Source organism: Bradyrhizobium liaoningense (genome assembly GCF_018130955.1).
Classification (GTDB): domain Bacteria; phylum Pseudomonadota; class Alphaproteobacteria; order Rhizobiales; family Xanthobacteraceae; genus Bradyrhizobium; species Bradyrhizobium liaoningense_C.
Map to the genome: position 1 here is coordinate 1 of NZ_JAFCJM010000032.1, position 18,120 is coordinate 18,120.

The window sequence follows — 18,120 nt, forward strand, 5'->3', positions numbered from 1 at the left end:
GCGACGCGCGCCACCAAATCGCGCCGTAGCTAGCGCGGCTTGGTTGGAAGGCCGAGGGGGCCCGTTACCCCATCTACGATCTCGCAAATCAAGACTATTCGATCACCTCGTCGGCATACGCCAGAAGAGCGGACGGGATTTCGAGCCCAAGCGTCTTGGCCGTCTTGAGGTTGATCACAAATTCGAATTTGGTGGGTTGCCAAACCGGTAGATCGCCGGGCTTGTCGCCCTTCAGGATGCGGCCGGCATAGAGACCGCCTTGCCGAAAGGCATCGGTCAGGCTGTTGCCATAGCTCATCAACCCGCCGGCATCGGTAAAATCGCGCCAAGGGTAGATCGTCGGCATCGCATGGCGCGCCGCCAGCTCAACGAGCCGCTGGCGCTCGAGATTGAAGAGGCGGTCGGAGGTCACGAGCAGCGCATTGACGCGACGTTCGACCATGGTTGCGAACGCAGTTTCCATCTCGCCGAGGTTTCTCGCTTCCAAAGCAAGCATTTGCAGTCCGGAGGGAGATGCTGCGGATCGCAGGCTCTTCTCGTTGCTCCCGGCATTCGGATTGTCCGGATTGACCAGCACGCCGACCAATGAGGCCTGAGGCAACAGGCTGCGCAGCAATTCGAACCGCTTCGGCTCCAGCGCGCTGACCTGGAACGAAACCCCGGTCGCATTGCCATCCGGCCGGTTGATGGAAGCAACAAGTCCCATGGCAACAGGATCGAGGCCCACCACGAATACGATGGGAATTTTCGAGGTTGTCGCCTTGGCAGCCAGCGCGCCACCATTGTCGGCGGTGAAGATGAGCGCGACGCGCTTTTTGGCCAAATCAGCCACAGCGTCTCGCAACTCCTCATTGGCATTGGGCCAGCGCTGCTCAACGAGCACGTTCTGACCTTCGACAAACCCCATCTGCTTGAGGCCCCGGCGAAAGGCGTCGCGAAACGTTTCAGTCCCTGCGCTCGCGCGGTTGAGAGAGCCGATGACCGGCAGCGACGTCTGCTGACCATTCGCTGCAAAGGGAAGGGCGGTAGCCGCACCGCCAACGAGGCTGAGGAATTCGCGCCGCCGCATTCATGCTCCGGGACTGCTGCGCCAAAATTTGCGCTCGACCAGCGTATCAAGCCGCTTCCGCGCCGCAAACGGGAAAAAGGCGTGCTGCTATTCGATCACTTCATCGGCGCGGGCGATCAGATTGACGGGCAGATCGAGGCCCATGGCCTTGGCGGTCCGCAAATTGAAGATCAGAAGGAATTTGCTCGGCTGGTAGAACGGAATGTCGCCAGCCTTGGTGCCGTTGAAAATCTGATGCACGTCGTTTGCCATGCGTACGGCGAGTTCGCCGAGGTCGGGTGCCAGGGCCATCAGCCCGCCTTCCTCGACATAGTCGCGAAAGGGGTAGATGACGGGGACACGGTGCTTCGCTGCAAGCGCGGCAAGAGTCGCGCGGGCGGCCAGGAAGCTGCCTCCTTCGTCGGGGATGATGCCGTCGAGCTTTTGCTCGGCAATGTCGGCGAAGGTGCGGGCAAGCTCCGTTTCGTTGACCACCGGCATTGCGATGCGCGTGATGGAGACGCCCAGACGTGCACTCGCGTCAGCCAGCGTTCCGCCGCTGCTCGGCTCCCAGGTGCCGGACAGGAGGTGGCCGATCCGCGTGGCCGACGGAAGAGCCTCCTTGATGATCTGAAGCCGTTTGGCGTAAATCTCGACCCCGGCATTGATGCTGACCCCCGTCAGATTGCCGCCGGGTCGCGCAAGGTTGGTGACGAGCCCTCCGGCAAGGGGATCGCCGACCACCGCAACGATCGGAATCGATGTCGTCGCAGCCATCAAGGCTTTCACGAGATCGTTGAGATTGGTCACGATCACCTGAGGTTTGCGGGCAATGACCTCGGCAGCGAGCGACGCGAAGCGATCGGAGCGGCCCTCGGCGGAAAAGCGCTCGACGATCAGGTTGGTCCCCTCGATGTCGCCGAGTCCGCGGAGCGTTTCGTAGAACCGGCGGACCCAGAACGGTCCTCGGCTCTCCGTCAGTCGATCGGCCGGAATGCCGGAATGCACGAATGCGAGCCGGCGTGTGGCCTGCTGCGCCAGGACGGCGCCGGGCCACACGGACGCTGCACAGAGTCCGGCCAGGAGCTCCCGTCGTTGCATGATTGCCCGCCATACCGTGTTCCCCACGATTTGATCACATCAGGCACGGCTGAGCCAGTGCGGCCAATTGCTCCGATAGGCGCGGTTGACCGGTGCGGCGCCTCATTAACTGCACCCGGCCTTCGATCCACTGATGGGCTTCATGTCTTCTTCCGACAGAACGCAGGTGGCGCTCAGGATCACCGGCCAGAGGCCAGCCGCGAACCGCCGATGCGGTGATACTCGGCAAGAAAATGGTCATTCGGCGAATGGCCGTCCCCGTTGCGCGCATATTCCGTCTTCAGGCCATTGAGAAAGAACATCTCGTGTGCGCGTTCGTGCTTGGCTTCGATCGCGCCGCGCGGCTCCAGGTCGAAAAGCCCGTGCACGTGTCCGGCCACGGTGTCGGAGACGTTGATCCGTCCCGCAACCCCGAACGCTTCCATGAACCACGCGGTGTTGACCGCGTCGCCCCAGATATCGAAGGTCATCCTGCGGTTACCGACGACGCCGGAAATAACGGGGCCGGTATGAAGGCCGATGCGCAATTGGGGGGCATCCACTCCGATCGCTTCGGAGCGCAGCCTGAACGCGTCGAGCCGGGTTCGCATCTCCAGCGCCGCCAGGCACGCATCGATCGAGTGTCGCCGGTCGGGCGACAGGACGCCGCCGACCGCCATGTAGGCGTCACCGATCGTCTTGACCTTCTCCAGACCATAGCGGGCGCCGATCTCGTCCAGTGTCGAGAAGTAGGCGTCGAGGAGATCGACGAGCAGAGCCGGTTCGGTTCGTTCGGCCAGCAGCGTAAAGCCCTGGATATCAGCGAACAGAATCGTCGCCGACCGCGTATATCTGGGCTGAACCCTGCCGCGTTGCTTCAGCTCGTCGGCGATCGGTTCCGGCAGGACGTTGCGCAGCAGCTCTTCGGCGCGCGCCCGCTCGGTTGCGGCCTCTCGCCGGGCCTGCTCCAGTTCATCGATGGTGCGGCCATAGTCCATCAGCTTGCGGCGCAGCTCCAGCTGGGCCAGCACCTGGTGCGACAGCATGCGCAGCGCTTCGGTCTGCTCGAAGGACAGCTGCCGCGGTGAAAAATCCATCACGCAAAGGGTTCCGAGCGCATAGCCTTCATCGGTGATGAGCGGCATCCCGCAATAGAAACGGCACGGCGGCTCCAGCGAAACCATCGGGCTGTTCTCGAAGCGGGGATCCAGTTTCAGATCGGGAACGACGAGCAGTTCGGCGCCGCAGATCGTCGTCGCGCAGACCGCGCTCGACCGTGGCGCGTCGGTCACGCCGGACGGAAGGCCGTATTGCGCCTTGAGCCAGCGCCGGTCGTCGTCGATGAAGCTGATATAGGCGACCGGGCAGCCGCACACCTGCGCCGCGAGCTCGGTGATCTCGTCGTATGCGCGTTCCGGCGCGCTGCCGATAATGTCGAGCGCGTGCAGGGCAGCCAGGCGTTCGGTTTCGTTTGCGGGTGCCAGTGGCGGCATGGCGGTCTCCGTGGTGGAGAACCTTTGAGCGGGCCTTCCGCTTCCGTGGGACAAGCGTGCGACCATCCTCTTCATTTGGGCAGTGCGCGCCCTACGACAAGTGGCGTTTTGCAGACGCGACCGGTTCCACCGTTGACCTCAGCTTGCATCACATTCGCGGGTGCGAGGAACGTTGCTGAAACGTGCGGGTTCATTCCGGCTGGATAACGATGCATCGTAACCCGATCCCTCGGAGGAACTGCCATGAGCAGCGATGCAGGCCACAATGCTTCGCAGCCGAACCCGCTCTTTCGAGCGCCGGGCGAGGGCCCGACGCTCGACGTGCTCGGCGTGACGCACAGCTACAAGGCGATGGCGCGCGATACCGGTGAGCAATTCTCGATCTGGGAATCGATCGTGCCGCCGGGCCGCGGTGCGCCCATGCATACCCATGGCCGCGAGGACGAGGCATTCTACGTGCTGAGCGGCGAGGTGCTTGTCAACATCGAAGGCGCGCCCGATCCCTTGCGTCTCGGGGCCGGTGCATTTCTGTTCGCGCCGCGCCATCTGCGCCACGGCTACCGCAATGTGGGGCCCGACACCGCGCGTCTCCTCGTGTTCGCGATGCCGGGCGGCGGCCTCGACCGCATGTTCGCCGCCTTCGCCGAGGCGACAACGCGAAGCAAGGAGGCGCCCTCGCTGCGGACGATTGCGACGCAGTATGGTGTCGTCATCCATGCCGCGGCCGAGCCGGGTGGATAGGAAGCTCGCCCGCTTGCCCGCGCCTGGACTAACTCTTTGCAGCCCGCCGGGCGCGGTAAATCACCATCTCTCCGCCAGGTCGCATCGTGCTCCGCTCGAGCGCAAAACCTGACTTCTCCAGGACGCGGCGGGATGCGCTATTGTCGGGGTAGACCAGGCCGACAAGGGACGGCAGCGCGAGTCTGGTGAATGCGATGTCGGTCAGGGCGCTTGCAATCTCGCTCGCCAGCTGCTGGCCCCAAGATGCGCGCTTGAACGCATAGAAGATTTCCACCTCGTCTAGGCCATCGACGTCGAGATGCCGGAGTCCCGCCCGTCCGGCGAAATCCCCGTCCTTCGTTCGCAGCGCCCACAGCCCAAAACCATGTCGGTCCCAATGGGCCATGTTGACCGCCAGATAGGTCTTCGTCGCCTCCGCCGAGCGCACGCCGCCGATAAAGCGCGACACCTCGGCATCGAGGTGCAGCGCGACGAGGTCCGCGAGGTGGCCGTCGTGCAGTCTCTCGGCGGTCAGTCTGCTGGTGGTGAAATGATCCATATTGCGGTGGTGGTCCGGTGAGCGGAGCTGCGACTGCGTTACTCGCGATACGGCCTCGACAAAAGAGGGCAGATCATGCCTGCCGCAAACTTGCGCACGATGCCGGGAATAGGGTCATGTATCCCATGGACGCGTTCCGGGCGCCATGCCACTAATTCCCGATTGGGTTGCAAGGCGGGCTTTCGACTGGCCCGGTACATTTTCGCAAATTTCGTTTCTTGAAGGATGGGGCGATGCTTGTTGAGTATGTAGCCGCGCGCGCTGCGGCCCGGAATATCCACTACGGCTGGATCATGGCCGCTCTCGCGTTCCTGTATTCCCTGTTCGCGAGTTCGGCGCTCGGCGTGCCGAGCGTGCTGATGCGTGAGATTGCGGCTCACGTGAACGTCAGCATGGGCGAGCTGTCCGCATCGCAAGGTCTTCGCTTCGCCCTCTTCGGGTTGGCCGCGCCGTTCGCGGGCGGTCTGATGCTGCGCTATGGCCCGCGCAAGATGCTGACGATCGCGGGTAGCCTCGCCTTGGCGGGTCTGCTGCTCACCGCCTTCATGACGAGCCGCATCGAGATGTGGTTCGGCCTGGGTCTGCTGCTCGGTATCGCGCCAGGGCTGACGGCGCTGCAATTGGCGGCGGTCGTCTCCGTGCGCTGGTTCACCAGCCATCGCGGGCTGGTGGTCGGCCTCCTCAACGGCGCGATCGCAACCGGCACGTTGATCTTCATGCCGCTGGGCGCATGGATCGCCGAACACTGGGGCTGGCGGGTCGCGCTGATTCCGTCAGGCCTCGGCCTTCTGATCATGCTCATTCTTTACCGCTTGCTCGGAAAGGACCGCCCCCAGGATCTGGGACTGGCGCCGTTCGGCGAGACGACCGTTGCGCCGGTGATGCCTGCGCCGACGCAGAATTTTGCGGCGATCAGCTTCAGCGGGTTGAAAATGGCCTCAACTCGTCTGGTGTTCTGGGTGCTTGCGCTGACGTTCTTCATCTGCGGCATCTCCAGTTACGGGCTTACATCCACGCACTTCGTGCCGTTCTGCGGCGATCTCGGCTTTCCGCTGGTGACGTCCGCAAGCCTGCTCGCCATGATCGGCGTCTTCGACCTGATCGGAACGATCGGCTCGGGTTGGCTGTCCGACCGGTTCGACAATCGCCTGTTGCTCGCGATCTACTACGGCTTCCGCGGACTGTCCCTCATCTGGCTCGTGGAATCGAATGCGAGCCTGTGGGCCATGAGCGCGTTCGCCATCCTGTATGGACTGGACTTCATCGCGACCGTTCCTCCGACGGTGAAGTTGACGGTCGGCGCCTTTGGTCGCGACATGGGGCCGGTCGTGTTCGGCTGGATCTTTGCCGCGCACCAGCTCGGTGTCGGCATGATGGCCTTCGGCGCAGGCGTCAGCCGGGACGCGTTGGGGACATACGGTCCTGCATTCTTGCTTGCGGGCGTCATGTGTCTCGTCGCGGCCGCGGCCTTTGCGTTGGTCAAACGGCCAGCGGCGACGGTGGCTGCGTAGCTCGACCGGTAGCCGGAGTGTCCGGGCAGTCCCTATCCGCGGTGGTCCGCCGAAATCCGCCCCGATCCGACGAGGGACCGGGGGATGTGACCGTGCGGACAGAGGATATCCCTGGTTTGATTTTCCGGACGCACCGGCAGCGTGCGGCCCTGTCCACGCTTTTCGGCAGGAGGTTTGCCTATTGCTTCGGCGCCCCAGGCGAGGTCGAACGCGCACGACAAGTCGTCCATCCGTCACTCATCCTGGATCATCCATGTCGGGGCGATCGTTGCGACGCCATCGAATACGTCCTTCAAGTGCTGTACGAGTTGCGCGCAACGTTGCGGATCGGGGTCATCATCCGTGTAGCTGGTTTCCTCAGTTCCACCTATCACGACGCAGTCCGCGCGCGGAAACACGTAACCGCTCCCACTAAACAGGTATTGAAGTCGGGGCTGCGCCGGCAACCATACCAGTTGGCCTTTGGTCGGCGTCAGATCAGGGTCGGGCCAGATGGCGTCTGAGCCCGCACCGGTACAGTTGATAATGATGTCCGGTGCAAGTGCGCGAACTTGATCTTCATCGAAGAATTCCTGGTACACGAACTGCACACCATTTTTCTGCAGTTCCTGCTGGAGCTTGGTCAGAAATATCGGAGGTTCTACCAGCAGGGTCGAATATTTCCACCCTGGTCGGTTCATCGGTGAAAACGGCAGCCGGTACAGCTGAGTTCGCGGAACGAGATCGGGCGGGACATCCGCGAACGATGGCAGTTCAATGAGAGAGTAGTTGTCTCGAGGAGAGACACCATAGGCGCTGCCGCGCAACCCATGCTCCTTGTGTGAGCGGCGCAGGATACGGACAAACTTGTCTTTTTCGCCGGCTTGAAATGCAACTTTCGAAGCAGCGAACTGGCCGCCGGCTATGCTCGAGGTCGTGTGCGGGATCAAATGCTTGGAATACACCGTCACTTGCATTCTCAGTTTTTCGGTCAACCATGTCGCCGCCGTCAGACCCATGACCCCAGCCCCCAAGACCGCAACCGGCTTTCCTGCCGGGTTTGGATACTGCGCCGTCAGGATGTCTGCGACCTCCTGTGCACACCCCCAGCTCATCGTGATGCCGGCGCCGCCATGCCCGTAATTATGAATCACGAGCTTGCCTCCACCCAGCACTTGCTTCTCTAACCGGTACGTTTTCTTCCGGTATGGCCGCAGTGCCGCCTTAAGCGGAGTCAGCCCTGGGACGTAAGTGAAGTCAGGGTTCGGCTCGTAGGCCGCGACCGCATCCGCGGTCTGGGAACTCCCTGAAGATTGGCTCCAGGCCGCGCCCGATAGCGCCGGCGCTGCGAGCCCTCCTCCGATCACACGTAAAAAGCCCCGACGTGCAAGCTTCATCGCACATTCCCCTTTGCCATAAGGGAGCGCCGCGCCCCAAAGCCAACCACGCTGAGGCGGATTGCTCCGACAGTCGTTGAACGGACTCACGATCTTGGGCAGCTGCAAATCAAAACCGAACGCACTCCTCCATGCATCATGTCGTTATCAAGGAAGCTCCGTTCCTTGCATGCCGATCAGCGCTTCATACGTCCGAATGAGTGTCCAGTACGGGGAGGACGTGCAGCCAAAGCCCAAGCATGTTTCGGTCTGAGATCGGATTTCAAAATGCAGATGGGCCGTTGTGGCGTTCTGGTCGGTGTGCATCCAATTCCCGACCTTGCCTATCTTTTGCCCGCGATCGCGGCGAACCAATTGGCCTTGCTTGAGGCCCGCGTCCCTGAGGGCGTCGGGGCTCATGTGAAGATACACAAAATAGACCCCGGTGTCGTCTTCGGCGATGAACTTCACATTGTTGTTGGGTTTCCAAAGTGCGCTACCCTTGGTCACGGCGACGACGTTGAACAGGTTGATCCTGCAACGCGTGCCGTCATATCGACACTCGAGGGGCCGGATGTCCTGGCCTTCGTGAGCCCGCTTTCTTGCCGGACAATCCCTGGGCTCTCGCGAATCGTCGTTTCGTTCCTCGCAGTAATTGTCGCGCCACGGATAGGCGTAGTTCTCCGCATTGTCTTCGCGAGGTTCGAGTATCTTGCCTGGATTTTCCTGGCATTTGTAACGCCCGTGATCCAGAGGGATCTTGTGGCCATAACAATCGCCGCCATGCATGAAGGTCTGTGAATTTGCGAAAGCCGGATTTTGCTCGATCGGGAAACGCAGATTGCCCCCACCCCACAGGATCTTCTGCGTCACGCCTCCGAGGTTGTCCTGGCTTGTCCCATGCAGGAGATTGCCCGGCGCGTAGTACGTGAAGCTGGGGCTTTTCTTTGCGGGACGTGGCGAAACGTTTGCTTTCGCATGAGGGATAGGGAGCGGCAGGCCACCAACGAGGCGCAGATCACGAAGCACCGTCCGGAGAATCCCCTCGACCTCCGCACAGGGGAAATCCGTGGCGAACGGCGGGGCGCTGGCACAGGATATGTTAGCGAAGTAGGACACACCGTATTTGACGAAAGTGTAGGTCAGACCATCGTCGCTGACGTTGCGTCGAAGCCGCGGGTACATGTCCTGCAGTGTCTTGTCCTCGACGACATCGCCGCGCCGCGCATCTCCGCCGCTCTTGTCCTCATTGCTGACGTCATACAGCAAGCCGGTCCCGCCGAGATGAATCTGGACGAGATTTGCGTTCGCCTTGTAGCCGCGAGGGAGCAGTGTCGGCTTGACTGTGAGTATGGCGTCATAGCCGGTCGTCTTGCCGAGGAACTGCATTCTGCTGATTGAAGGGCTGAGAAAGTCAGCCGTGGCTTTCGGCTTGAGCCCTCGCGAGCTGGCAAACGCCGACACATATCGAGAGCTGTCGATCGGTGCCAGCACCGGGATCGGAACCTTCGCGATGCGCGGATTGACGCCAGCCGTTATCGCATTGAGCAACACCAGCGGCCGCAACGCCTCCTTGTCTGAAAAGACGAGGCCCTCGAGTTGCCGATCGACATCGGGCAACAGCTTCGCGGCGAGGCTCTTCGGCAGCGAGCCGAGTTCAGGTGCAACCGCCAGAACGCCTTTGGACGCCTCGGGCCAATCGATGCTCACAACCTTCGCGGTCGGGACGATTTCCTCTTGAGCCATGACGCGGACACTGTCGCCGAAGACCGCGAGTCCCAGCCCTATCGCCACCATCCGGGAATACCAGCTTCGCACGGCGTTCCTCCGTTAACTGTCAGTCAGTCGCTTTTGCTCGGTACACATGCCTTCACAAGGCCTCGAAACACCTGGTTGCCAGGGTGATCGGCGGCGACGAATTGTTCCTGATGCCACTGAACGCCGACCGCAAATGGGTGCGCCGGAATCTCGATGGCCTCGATGACCCCATCATCGGAATGAGCACTGGCGATCACCGACGAGGACAACTCTCCAACAGCCTCCCAGTGGAACGTATTGACGAGCATTGCGGGGACTTCCACCAAAGCGGCCAGCTTCGTCCCGGGGGTGAGCGTCACACTGTGCAGCGAACCCTTCTTGTCGTGCTCGATGATCGAGGTACCCGAAGCCTGGACGTCAGACCACAACCGACAGCCATGAAGGCCAGCAAGCAGCTGCATGCCGGCACATATCCCGAGAATGGGCTTTTCACGGCGCAGAAATTCGCTGGTGATTTCGCGCTCAATAGCCAGTCTCTCCGAAGGCGGAGCCCTCGATAGCTTGCCCTGGAGGTACCAGTCGTCGGGGTAGGAAAACCGGCCCCCGACGCAAAGCAGGCCATCAAATTCCTCAACGACCGGCCTCACGATTTCCGGGAGGTAGGGGATGCCGAAGGGCAGGCCGCCGGCATCCCGGATCGCCGTGAAGTAACTCTTCGAAGCCTCGTAGCGGCTTCCATCGCCGCTGGTATTCTCGTCGAGGATCACTGCGATGCGTGGCGTGCGCGCCATGAGGATTTCCTAAGCGACTGTAGCTCCGGCCTGTAGCTTGGCCCACATCAAGGGGGTCATGATCGTTGCATGTTCTTCAACACGAGCCATTTCGGCGGAGAGAATTGCATGCTCCTCCGATCCTTCGAGGATTGTCCTGCAAAGATTCCTTGGATGCGCCACCTTCACCTCGACCGGTCCATCGACAAAGACGCAGGAGACGGTTGGCTGCCAGTAGCCCTTTGGATTTCCAAATGTCAGAACCGCGCCACGCATCTTGACCTTGGATTTGCCGAGTCGCTCCGGCTGCACGAGCGTCAGCCTCACCTGCCCCTCAAAATGCGCGGGCATGCTGAGAACATTGCGCTCCTGGTTCATATGGACATATCCAGAATAATGGATCTCGTCTCGCGCGCCTGAGTCAGAGACGTAGTAGTGCAGTTCACTGAATGCCAGGCAGTCGTGGCTCTCGCTTGGCCGGATGTCCAGCACGCTACAGGTGATGTTACGGGCGGTCAGAAAGGACCGCCGGTAGAGAAAAAATCGACCGCACAGATGGTCGTAGTCTCTCGCATGATATCCCCCGAATGGCGACGATTGACTCGGAAGGGCAATAGAGAGTCCGTAGTCTCGCGGATTCAACCCTGCGTTGGCAAGGATATTCAGCAGGGTATGCCGCTTAAGTGAAAGCGTATCACTGTCTGGCTGGACGCATTTCTTGAAGGTGTTGAGCGAAATCTTGAGAATCTGATCCGCGTATTCGGCATCATTGAGTGAAAACGTAGCCCGATGGGCCCGCAAACCCGCGCTGAAGCGGACGAGATGGCGTCCGGAAAGACTGGTCGTCATGGGACTGCTCCAGCACCTGTCGAGCGCGGGGATTGTGACACAAGCTAACACAACTTGATAGAACTTGATAGCGCAATGACAATACTTGGTCAGCGAGTTGCTGATGGCGGTTGCAAGATGCTGTTTTCACTCGAGGGCTATGCGCTCAACCTGCGGGTACAGGCTGATCATCTGACCAGCTGAATTTTGAAACCGGACCCAGAGAGGTTACGCCATGGGCGCCGCAAATTTGAATGGTATTCCTTTGATCAAAGACGTTTGGGAGCCACCTTGCAGGACTTCCCCGACGCGGGAAGTCGTGCGAGTCGAGCGCGCGGCAATTCTTTTCGCCGACATAATCGGGTTCACCTGCATGACAGAAGAATGGTCACCCGCAGAGCACATGAGCTTTCTGCGCAACTACCAACAGCGCATGGCGACACGCGTCATTCAGCATGAGGGCAAAGTTGTACAGTACCAGGGCGACGCTATCGTGGCTATGTTCGGTGACTCCCATGATACGCGCTACGCGGCCGGTCAGGCCCTCTCCTGTGCCTTCGGAATGTTGGACACGATTGCGGCTTGGAGTGCTAACCGCAGCGCTCGCGGAGAATTGCCTCTGAGCATTGGCATCGGCGTACATTTGGGCTCGGTTGGCATGGGCCAAATTGGCGTGGAAGGACATCTGGAACAAACAATCGCCGGAGACACCGTAAACGTGGCGCGCAAGCTCGAAACGCTCACCCGGAGGCTTGGCGCATCCCTCATTGTGAGTGACGAGCTGTTTGCCGCAATCCCGCAAGACGCCCACCGTGGGTTAGCAGTTGATAAATTGAAACCACATGGCTGCTGCCGAATTGCCGGCCGAGCAAATCCAATTTCGATTTGGCTGTCACCGCGAGAACCGCTCACGGCCTGACGCGGTCGTTCATCTGAGAGGAGCTGATGCAATTGCCAGGATCAGCTCTTGGCGCTCGGGCGCGCTGAAACGTCCTTGTACCATCTTTGCAGATGGCCGAGATGCTCGGGCGGTGTGAGCTTCGCCCGGGCCGCAAGATCGACGGTCACCAGGCCGCTGATGTCGGCGATCGTAAACTGTGGTCCGCAGACAAATTCATTGTCGGCGAGGCGTGCATCGAGCCACGCAAAGAAGTGCTGAAGGCGAAGGCGCCCTCGCTCTGCGAGCGCCGGAATCTGATCCAGAGGCACAGGACCGGGCAGGGCTCTGCCCGTCAGTCCGGGAGCGGCATTTCGAAACGCCTCCTGGGCTGCGTAGATTCCATCCCACTCGATCCGCCGCAGCCAGGATTCGATGACGGCTCTTTCCTCCGCGTTTCTGCCCATCAGGGGAGGATCGGGATGGAGTTCTTCGAGATAGCGGCATATCGCAATGACGTCGGTAATCGCCGCGCCGCTGTCGAGCTCCAGGACGGGCACCGTGCAACCGGGATTGAGCGCCCGGAACGCCGGCGTGAACTGCTCGCCGTTGCGCAAATCAATCTGCACGGTCGGTAGGGTAAGTTCTTTCTCGGCAAGAAAGATACGCACGCGGCGCGGGCTGGGCGCCGTTGCGCAGTCGTAGAATTTCATGACGTTCTCCCTGGAGGCTGATTCCGGCCATGCTGGTTCGAGGCTGATGATACAAGCAACGGTGTTTGCTCAACCAGGCCAGTTCGCATGGCGCGCGTTAACCCTGTCTCTGATCTTGTCCCGTAACCGCGCCAGCTGGTTCACTTCTGCCGCTAAGCCGCCTCATTGGAAGTTTGCAATTGTTCTCCGAAACTCGGGAACTTATTTCCAGCAGGCGTTGAACGAGGCTTCTCGTTCGGAGAGCGCGAAAACAGATGAGAGTGGCTCTCATCCTTGTTGGCTTCGGTACACTCGCGGTGATGGAGCTTGAGACGCCGCCGCGCATGACAAAGCCTGTGAACGAGCCGCCCGCTCAGGCGACCGTCGGGTTACGCGCCTCACACGATACGCTGACGGAGGCAGACCGGCTCGAAATTCCGCAGCTGCAATTTGAAGCGCCGCCGCGGCCGGCCTCCTCGAGCGAACCCAAGCACCCGCCGGATCAAACAGCGATTGTTGCGCGAGTGCCTTTGAAGATCATCGAGCGACACAAGCGCAGCGCAAGCGGGGGAAAATCCGCGGTCATGCTGCACAGACCTCGGCCCGGGCACGGAACTTCCAAGGCAATTGCGAATGCCAAGCGCGCCAAACCGGTCGCGGAGGTCAAGCCCTGCCGGTCAGGTGTCTTCGATGGTCTATTCAAAGCATTGAACCTGTCAACGGGATGCCAGACCTAGCCCAACGATTCCTCTGCATCAGCGAGATGGCCGAGGGCAATCCGCGGCTCCTCGCGCATGCGTCGGAGCAAACAGGTCGTGCCGGCGAAATCCGGCCGCCTCGCCCGGACGAGCGTGGGTCAGTTGTCGCCGCGCGGGACTGGCTGTCGGCGGAGTCCATCACGCTCGTTCTTGGAGTGGCGATCGGCTTGGCCTTTGTCGCAAGTCTCGTCCTGTTCCGCGACGCTCATTTGAACGGGCAATCGATCGACAGGACGGCCGCCAAGGCGATGGTCGAGCGCATCATCATAGCCGAGTCCAATGGTGACCCGAACGCGAGGAACAAGCGGTCGAGCGCGATCGGCGCCGCCCAGTTTCTCGATGACACGTGGCTCGAAGCCGTTCGAAGGCACCGACGCGATCTGATCCAGCGCCGCAGCGACAAGGAACTGTTGGACTTGCGACGAGATGCCGAGCTTGCGCGCGAGATTGCCGCGCGGTTGGTCGAGGAATATGCCGCGATGCTGAACAAGCGCGGTCTGCCAGTCACGCCCGGTTCTCTCTACCTTGCCCATTTCGCGGGACCGGCGGGTGCCGTGGCGCTACTGTCCGGCGCAGAAAGTGCCGATGCTGCTTCCCTCATGGCGGCCGCTGACGTGACGGGCCGGACCACGCGCGAAAAGCTGGTCAACGCCAATCCGTTCCTCAAGGTGCTGACGGTCGGCGATATCAAGCGCTGGGCCGATCGCAAGATGGCAGTAGGTAATTCGGCGGGGCGCTCGTGAAGGCCACGCCACTAGGCCTTGATATCGATCAGCCAGCTCGCGAGCGAACAATCCGCGTGCCACGCGCGCGTGGTTCGTTTCGCGCGTCTCTGGATCGGTGAAAAAACGCACGCCACACGTTTGCGGCCTGAACGACCATCCTTCTTGCTGCCTTCCAGACTGCGAGAGATTCGACCATGTCCATCATGGCTCGCCAATACCGATATCCCCACGCAAAGGCCGGGATCGATAGCAGCTTCTCCTTGTTCAGCTGAAATAGCCGTTCCACGACGGTGAGCTTCAAGACTTCCGCGGCAATAAAAATGACCGCGCCTGTGAAGAAATGCCCCGTCCCGATCAAATAGCCGCTCAACGGTTTAGCCGGCTCGAGGATGATCACCGGCACCGCAAAAAGGGCAAGCGAGGGATATGGCGGCAATGAAGTGATCCAGAGCCGCACACGCTCAAGCAGCCTTTGTCTGGCAATCCATGCCGTGATCGGCCGCGTGACATAGGAAAAGACGCCGTCGACGATGAAATAGACGAGCGCGATCACGAAGATCGGTGAGTTCCAAACGCGGGTCATGACTCCTCCGCCGTGTCAAAGCGCGTGCCGAAGATGTGTTCCCGGAAACCGGTTGGGAAACCAGGGAACCGGGAGCATGTCCTGCGCATGGAAGTATCGAGGCGAATCCGCCGAACGCGACATCGCGGCGAGCAGGAACCGCCCGATCGTTTCCACCACGCCGGATTCACGCGGCCACGGCATCAATTGAGCGGCGTATCACTTGGCGCACCTCCGCATTCGACAGGAACAAGTCGTGGTTGATAACGCCCCAGCCTGCATCGGAAGCATCGACCACACGCACCCCGAGCCCCTCGATGGCTGTCTTCTCGGCCGCGCCGACCCGTGTCATCCCACCAGCGATTTGCCCCGACAATGCCAGCGCGCGGTCGTTCGTTGCGGCGATGACGGTGATCTTGCGCGAAAGCGGACCGATGCGGTTGATCGACGACGAGAACACGTCCATGTCGATATCAGGCGCGGCGAACACCACGGCCCCGATTCTATCTGAAACGGTGTCACCATATCGCGCATAGAGCTGGCGCAGGCTTTCGAGCGTCAACATGGTTCCCATGCTGTGCGCGACGATGTGGACGCGGCCGGCGCTTGAGTTCGCCACGACAGACTGAAGCACGCGTTCGAAGCCATCGCGGGACCACATCGCGCTGTCGCGGTCATAGGCATAGTCAAACAGTCCAGCCTTCGAGGGCCAGGAGAATACCATCGTCTGACCGCGGAACCTGATGCCATCGGAGAGGTGCGCGGCATCAAGCGCCGCTGTCTCGAACGTCTGTTTGAAGCCGTGCACGTAGATCAGGACGTCTGGTCCGCTGCCGGCCTGCGCGACAAGACTGCCGACCTCTCCCGACACTGGCTCGACCCCATCAAAACGCCAGTCACCAAGTCCGGCTGCAGCCAGAGAGAAACGGCTGTCACCAGGCGGCACAAGCTTGGCTCTTGCGACGGTCATCTGAGAGGCCCGCTCCGGCCCGAACCAGGGCTTCGCCCGGCCGCCGTTCACGGGCTTGCGCGTGGTTGCGACGAGCAATGTAGGGTTCACCGAAAGCGACGAAGCGTCGTAGCGCGCGCCGGTAGCACCCAGGCTGGCGCATCCGCCCAGCGCGACAACGCAGGCTGAGGACGCGAGCCCGCCAAGCAGTGCACGTCGGGACGCAATCACTTGATGTTGCAGCAAACGTCGGACGATCACGCAGAACCTTCAGGAACTGCCCCCCGGAGGAGCCCGCCCCCAGTACGTTCCTGAATGATGATGGAGGCGAGAAAAGGGCGGGTCGCCAGCCGCTCATGCTGAAGCTCTATCCGGCCTCTCGCATCAACAGATGCAGGTCACGCCGTGGCCGGCTTGCAAATTCTCCGATGATGCCACCCTGCCACCGATTTGCCCGACGTGTCAACGGATTTTCCGAATTTCGGGCCCGCCGCCGAGTTCCCGCCGGCTACTTTGCATGGGGTTGTTTTCGAAGTTTTTGTGGCGGCGCCTATCCCGCGCCGAGCGCAACGGCGATGGTGTAGGTTGCAAGGCTCGCCAGATAGGCCAGCGTCAGCATGTAGACGAACGTGGTCGCCATCCAGGCCCAGCTTCCGGTCTCGCGCTTGATGACCGCGAGGGTGGAGGCGCATTGCGGGGCGAAGATGTACCAGGCGAGCAGCGACAGCGCGGTCGCCAGCGACCATTTGGTTGCCAGCACTTGGCCGATCTGCTCGGCCGCTTCCTTGCCGCCCTCGATCGCATAGACCGTGCCGAGGGCTGCGACCGCGACCTCGCGCGCCGCCATGCCCGGAATCAGCGCCACCGCGATCTGCCAGTTGAAGCCGACGGGCGCGAGCAGCGGCTCCAGCGCCTTGCCGATCATCGCAGCGAGGCTGAAGTCGATGGCAGGCTCGGTTGAGCCCGCGGGCGGCTGCGGGAACGAGGCCAGGAACCAGATCAGCACCATCATCGAGAAGATCGTGGTGCCGGCGCGCTGCAAAAACATCTTTGCGCGGGTGAAGATGCCGATCGCGATCGATTTCAGGCGCGGCATCTTGTAGTCGGGCAATTCGAGCATGAACGGCGCCGGTGCGTAGTCGCGCAGCATGAAGAACTTGATCACGAAGGACACGCAGAGCGCGCTGACGATGCCGGCGGCGTAGAGGCCGAACATCACCAGCCCCTGCAGGTGGATGAAGCCCCAGACCTCGGTGTCCGGAATGAAGGCCGAGATGATCAGCGTGTAGACGGGGATGCGCGCCGAGCAGGTCATCAGCGGCGCGATCAGGATCGTGGTCAGGCGGTCGCGCCGGTCGTCGATCACGCGCGTCGCCATGATGCCGGGGATGGCGCAGGCAAAACTCGACAGCAGCGGAATGAAGGCGCGGCCGTGCAGGCCGGCGCCGCCCATGATGCGGTCCATCAGGAACGCGGCGCGCGCCATGTAGCCAAAATCTTCCAGGAGCAGGATGAACAGGAAGATGATGATGATCTGCGGCAGGAACACGATGACGCTGCCGACGCCTGAGATCACGCCGTTCTGGAGAAAACTCTGCAACAGGCCGGCGGGTAGCGTAGCGTGCACGAGCTGCCCGAGCCCGTCGAACCCGCCGGAGAGCAGCTCCATCAGCGGTTTGGCCCAGGCGAACACCGCTTGGAACATCACGAACAGGATCAGCGCCAGCACCAGGAGGCCGCCGACGGGGTGCAGCACCACGGCGTCGATCCGCGCTGTCCAGGTGTCGGGACGGCTCGGCAGGCTGACGCTCGCCGCGATGATCCGGTCGGCCTCGCGCTGGGTGGTGCGCAGTTCGGACACGGTCAGCGCCCGCCAGGTGTTCTCCTGCGGCTGCGGCTGAACCTGTGCCGAAATCTCGTCCGTGTGCTTCAACAGGGCGGCGGTGCCGCCCTTGCGCACCGCGATCGAGGTGACCACGGGCACGCCGAGCTCTTGCGCAAGCCGTTCGACATCGACGGTGATGCCGCGGCGGGTGGCGATGTCGAACATGTTGAGCACCAGCACCAGCGGCCGCCCAGTGCGCTTGAGCTCGAGCAGCAGGCGGATGGTGAGGCGGAGATTGGTGGAATCGGCGACGCACAGCACGAGATCGGGCTTGATCTCGCCAGACGCCTTGCCGAGCACGAAGTCGCGGGTGATCTCCTCGTCCGGGCTGCGGCCGCGCAGCGAATAGGTGCCGGGCAGGTCGACGAGCGAGACCTGACGTCCCAAGGGAGTGACGAAGAAGCCTTCCTTGCGCTCGACGGTGACGCCGGGATAGTTCGCGACCTTCTGCCGGCTGCCGGTCAGCGCGTTGAACAGCGAGGTCTTGCCGCTGTTGGGCGTGCCCACAAGGGCCAGATGCAGCAAGGGTGCTTCCATGGGGCAGGTCCGG

At 61.6% G+C, this 18,120-nt stretch carries 17 protein-coding genes; 5 read left to right on the forward strand and 12 right to left on the reverse strand.

The features are described from left to right. Window positions 1–94: 94 nt before the first annotated feature. From JQ632_RS23990 to JQ632_RS24000, 3 genes are all read right to left on the reverse strand, one after another. Entirely contained in the window at window positions 95–1,069 is a 975-nt protein-coding gene (locus JQ632_RS23990; RefSeq protein ID WP_212405056.1) for an ABC transporter substrate-binding protein, read from the reverse strand. Window positions 1,070–1,156: 87 nt separating this feature from the next. Next, window positions 1,157–2,149 carry an ABC transporter substrate-binding protein gene (locus JQ632_RS23995; protein ID WP_212405057.1) on the reverse strand — a complete coding sequence of 331 codons (993 nt, stop codon included), beginning with the start codon at window positions 2,147–2,149 and terminating at the stop codon, window positions 1,157–1,159. 179 nt (window positions 2,150–2,328) lie between these two features. After that, window positions 2,329–3,621, reverse strand: coding sequence for an adenylate/guanylate cyclase domain-containing protein (locus JQ632_RS24000; protein WP_212405058.1), 1,293 nt, complete (start codon window positions 3,619–3,621; stop codon window positions 2,329–2,331). A gap of 243 nt (window positions 3,622–3,864) precedes the next feature. Between JQ632_RS24000 and JQ632_RS24005 the strand changes: the two genes are divergently transcribed. Further along, on the forward strand, window positions 3,865–4,362 hold the full coding sequence (locus tag JQ632_RS24005) for a cupin domain-containing protein (protein WP_212405059.1): 498 nt from the start codon (window positions 3,865–3,867) through the stop codon (window positions 4,360–4,362). A gap of 28 nt (window positions 4,363–4,390) precedes the next feature. Here the strand turns inward: JQ632_RS24005 and JQ632_RS24010 are convergent, their stop codons facing one another. Beyond that, entirely contained in the window at window positions 4,391–4,900 is a 510-nt protein-coding gene (locus JQ632_RS24010) for a GNAT family N-acetyltransferase (protein WP_212405060.1), read from the reverse strand. Between the two features lie 233 nt (window positions 4,901–5,133). Between JQ632_RS24010 and JQ632_RS24015 the strand changes: the two genes are divergently transcribed. Beyond that, window positions 5,134–6,411 carry an MFS transporter gene (locus tag JQ632_RS24015; protein ID WP_212405061.1) on the forward strand — a complete coding sequence of 426 codons (1,278 nt, stop codon included), beginning with the start codon at window positions 5,134–5,136 and terminating at the stop codon, window positions 6,409–6,411. A 233-nt stretch (window positions 6,412–6,644) separates the two neighbouring features. Here the strand turns inward: JQ632_RS24015 and JQ632_RS24020 are convergent, their stop codons facing one another. From JQ632_RS24020 to JQ632_RS24035, 4 genes are all read right to left on the reverse strand, one after another. After that, the gene (locus JQ632_RS24020) at window positions 6,645–7,787 is read right to left on the reverse strand and encodes an FAD-dependent oxidoreductase (RefSeq protein WP_212405062.1); all 1,143 of its coding nucleotides are present in this window, start codon (window positions 7,785–7,787) and stop codon (window positions 6,645–6,647) included. A gap of 147 nt (window positions 7,788–7,934) precedes the next feature. Continuing rightward, window positions 7,935–9,584: a M23 family metallopeptidase gene (locus JQ632_RS40330; RefSeq protein WP_212405063.1), complete on the reverse strand. Its 1,650-nt coding sequence runs from the start codon at window positions 9,582–9,584 to the stop codon at window positions 7,935–7,937. A gap of 23 nt (window positions 9,585–9,607) precedes the next feature. Next, complete coding sequence (locus tag JQ632_RS24030; RefSeq protein ID WP_212405064.1) at window positions 9,608–10,315, reverse strand: gamma-glutamyl-gamma-aminobutyrate hydrolase family protein; 708 nt, start codon at window positions 10,313–10,315, stop codon at window positions 9,608–9,610. A 9-nt stretch (window positions 10,316–10,324) separates the two neighbouring features. Further along, window positions 10,325–11,143 carry a hypothetical protein gene (locus tag JQ632_RS24035; RefSeq protein WP_212405065.1) on the reverse strand — a complete coding sequence of 273 codons (819 nt, stop codon included), beginning with the start codon at window positions 11,141–11,143 and terminating at the stop codon, window positions 10,325–10,327. Between the two features lie 214 nt (window positions 11,144–11,357). Between JQ632_RS24035 and JQ632_RS24040 the strand changes: the two genes are divergently transcribed. Continuing rightward, the gene (locus JQ632_RS24040; protein ID WP_212405066.1) at window positions 11,358–12,041 is read left to right on the forward strand and encodes an adenylate/guanylate cyclase domain-containing protein; all 684 of its coding nucleotides are present in this window, start codon (window positions 11,358–11,360) and stop codon (window positions 12,039–12,041) included. Window positions 12,042–12,082: 41 nt separating this feature from the next. On the opposite strand, the gene JQ632_RS24045 is transcribed toward JQ632_RS24040, so the two are convergent. Next, a complete protein-coding gene (locus tag JQ632_RS24045) occupies window positions 12,083–12,712 on the reverse strand; it encodes a glutathione S-transferase family protein (RefSeq protein ID WP_212405067.1) in 630 nt (209 codons plus the stop codon). 254 nt (window positions 12,713–12,966) lie between these two features. Here JQ632_RS24045 and JQ632_RS24050 point away from each other — a divergent pair, with 254 nt between their 5' ends. Continuing rightward, a complete protein-coding gene (locus tag JQ632_RS24050) occupies window positions 12,967–13,428 on the forward strand; it encodes a hypothetical protein (protein ID WP_212405068.1) in 462 nt (153 codons plus the stop codon). 26 nt (window positions 13,429–13,454) lie between these two features. Next, window positions 13,455–14,192, forward strand: a complete 738-nt coding sequence (locus JQ632_RS24055; protein WP_249152490.1) for a lytic transglycosylase domain-containing protein — start codon at window positions 13,455–13,457, stop codon at window positions 14,190–14,192. A 28-nt stretch (window positions 14,193–14,220) separates the two neighbouring features. Here JQ632_RS24055 and JQ632_RS24060 read toward each other — a convergent pair whose 3' ends face one another. The 3 genes from JQ632_RS24060 to JQ632_RS24070 form a co-directional block, all read right to left on the reverse strand. Then, a complete protein-coding gene (locus JQ632_RS24060) occupies window positions 14,221–14,757 on the reverse strand; it encodes a hypothetical protein (RefSeq protein ID WP_212405069.1) in 537 nt (178 codons plus the stop codon). A 166-nt stretch (window positions 14,758–14,923) separates the two neighbouring features. Next, the gene (locus JQ632_RS24065) at window positions 14,924–15,946 is read right to left on the reverse strand and encodes an alpha/beta hydrolase (RefSeq protein ID WP_212405070.1); all 1,023 of its coding nucleotides are present in this window, start codon (window positions 15,944–15,946) and stop codon (window positions 14,924–14,926) included. 289 nt (window positions 15,947–16,235) lie between these two features. Then, complete coding sequence (locus JQ632_RS24070; RefSeq protein WP_212405071.1) at window positions 16,236–18,107, reverse strand: ferrous iron transporter B; 1,872 nt, start codon at window positions 18,105–18,107, stop codon at window positions 16,236–16,238. Window positions 18,108–18,120: the final 13 nt, after the last annotated feature.

What these genes read in the sequence shown, in the direction of transcription:
- JQ632_RS23990 (WP_212405056.1), bottom strand. Translation starts at nt 1,069, where the DNA reads ATGCGGCGGCGCGAATTCCTCAGCCTCGTTGGCGGTGCGGCTACCGCC.
- JQ632_RS23995 (WP_212405057.1), bottom strand. Translation starts at nt 2,149, where the DNA reads ATGCAACGACGGGAGCTCCTGGCCGGACTCTGTGCAGCGTCCGTGTGG.
- JQ632_RS24000 (WP_212405058.1), bottom strand. Translation starts at nt 3,621, where the DNA reads ATGCCGCCACTGGCACCCGCAAACGAAACCGAACGCCTGGCTGCCCTG.
- JQ632_RS24005 (WP_212405059.1), top strand. Translation starts at nt 3,865, where the DNA reads ATGAGCAGCGATGCAGGCCACAATGCTTCGCAGCCGAACCCGCTCTTT.
- JQ632_RS24010 (WP_212405060.1), bottom strand. Translation starts at nt 4,900, where the DNA reads ATGGATCATTTCACCACCAGCAGACTGACCGCCGAGAGACTGCACGAC.
- JQ632_RS24015 (WP_212405061.1), top strand. Translation starts at nt 5,134, where the DNA reads ATGCTTGTTGAGTATGTAGCCGCGCGCGCTGCGGCCCGGAATATCCAC.
- JQ632_RS24020 (WP_212405062.1), bottom strand. Translation starts at nt 7,787, where the DNA reads ATGAAGCTTGCACGTCGGGGCTTTTTACGTGTGATCGGAGGAGGGCTC.
- JQ632_RS24030 (WP_212405064.1), bottom strand. Translation starts at nt 10,315, where the DNA reads ATGGCGCGCACGCCACGCATCGCAGTGATCCTCGACGAGAATACCAGC.
- JQ632_RS24035 (WP_212405065.1), bottom strand. Translation starts at nt 11,143, where the DNA reads ATGACGACCAGTCTTTCCGGACGCCATCTCGTCCGCTTCAGCGCGGGT.
- JQ632_RS24040 (WP_212405066.1), top strand. Translation starts at nt 11,358, where the DNA reads ATGGGCGCCGCAAATTTGAATGGTATTCCTTTGATCAAAGACGTTTGG.
- JQ632_RS24045 (WP_212405067.1), bottom strand. Translation starts at nt 12,712, where the DNA reads ATGAAATTCTACGACTGCGCAACGGCGCCCAGCCCGCGCCGCGTGCGT.
- JQ632_RS24050 (WP_212405068.1), top strand. Translation starts at nt 12,967, where the DNA reads ATGAGAGTGGCTCTCATCCTTGTTGGCTTCGGTACACTCGCGGTGATG.
- JQ632_RS24055 (WP_249152490.1), top strand. Translation starts at nt 13,455, where the DNA reads ATGGCCGAGGGCAATCCGCGGCTCCTCGCGCATGCGTCGGAGCAAACA.
- JQ632_RS24060 (WP_212405069.1), bottom strand. Translation starts at nt 14,757, where the DNA reads ATGACCCGCGTTTGGAACTCACCGATCTTCGTGATCGCGCTCGTCTAT.
- JQ632_RS24070 (WP_212405071.1), bottom strand. Translation starts at nt 18,107, where the DNA reads ATGGAAGCACCCTTGCTGCATCTGGCCCTTGTGGGCACGCCCAACAGC.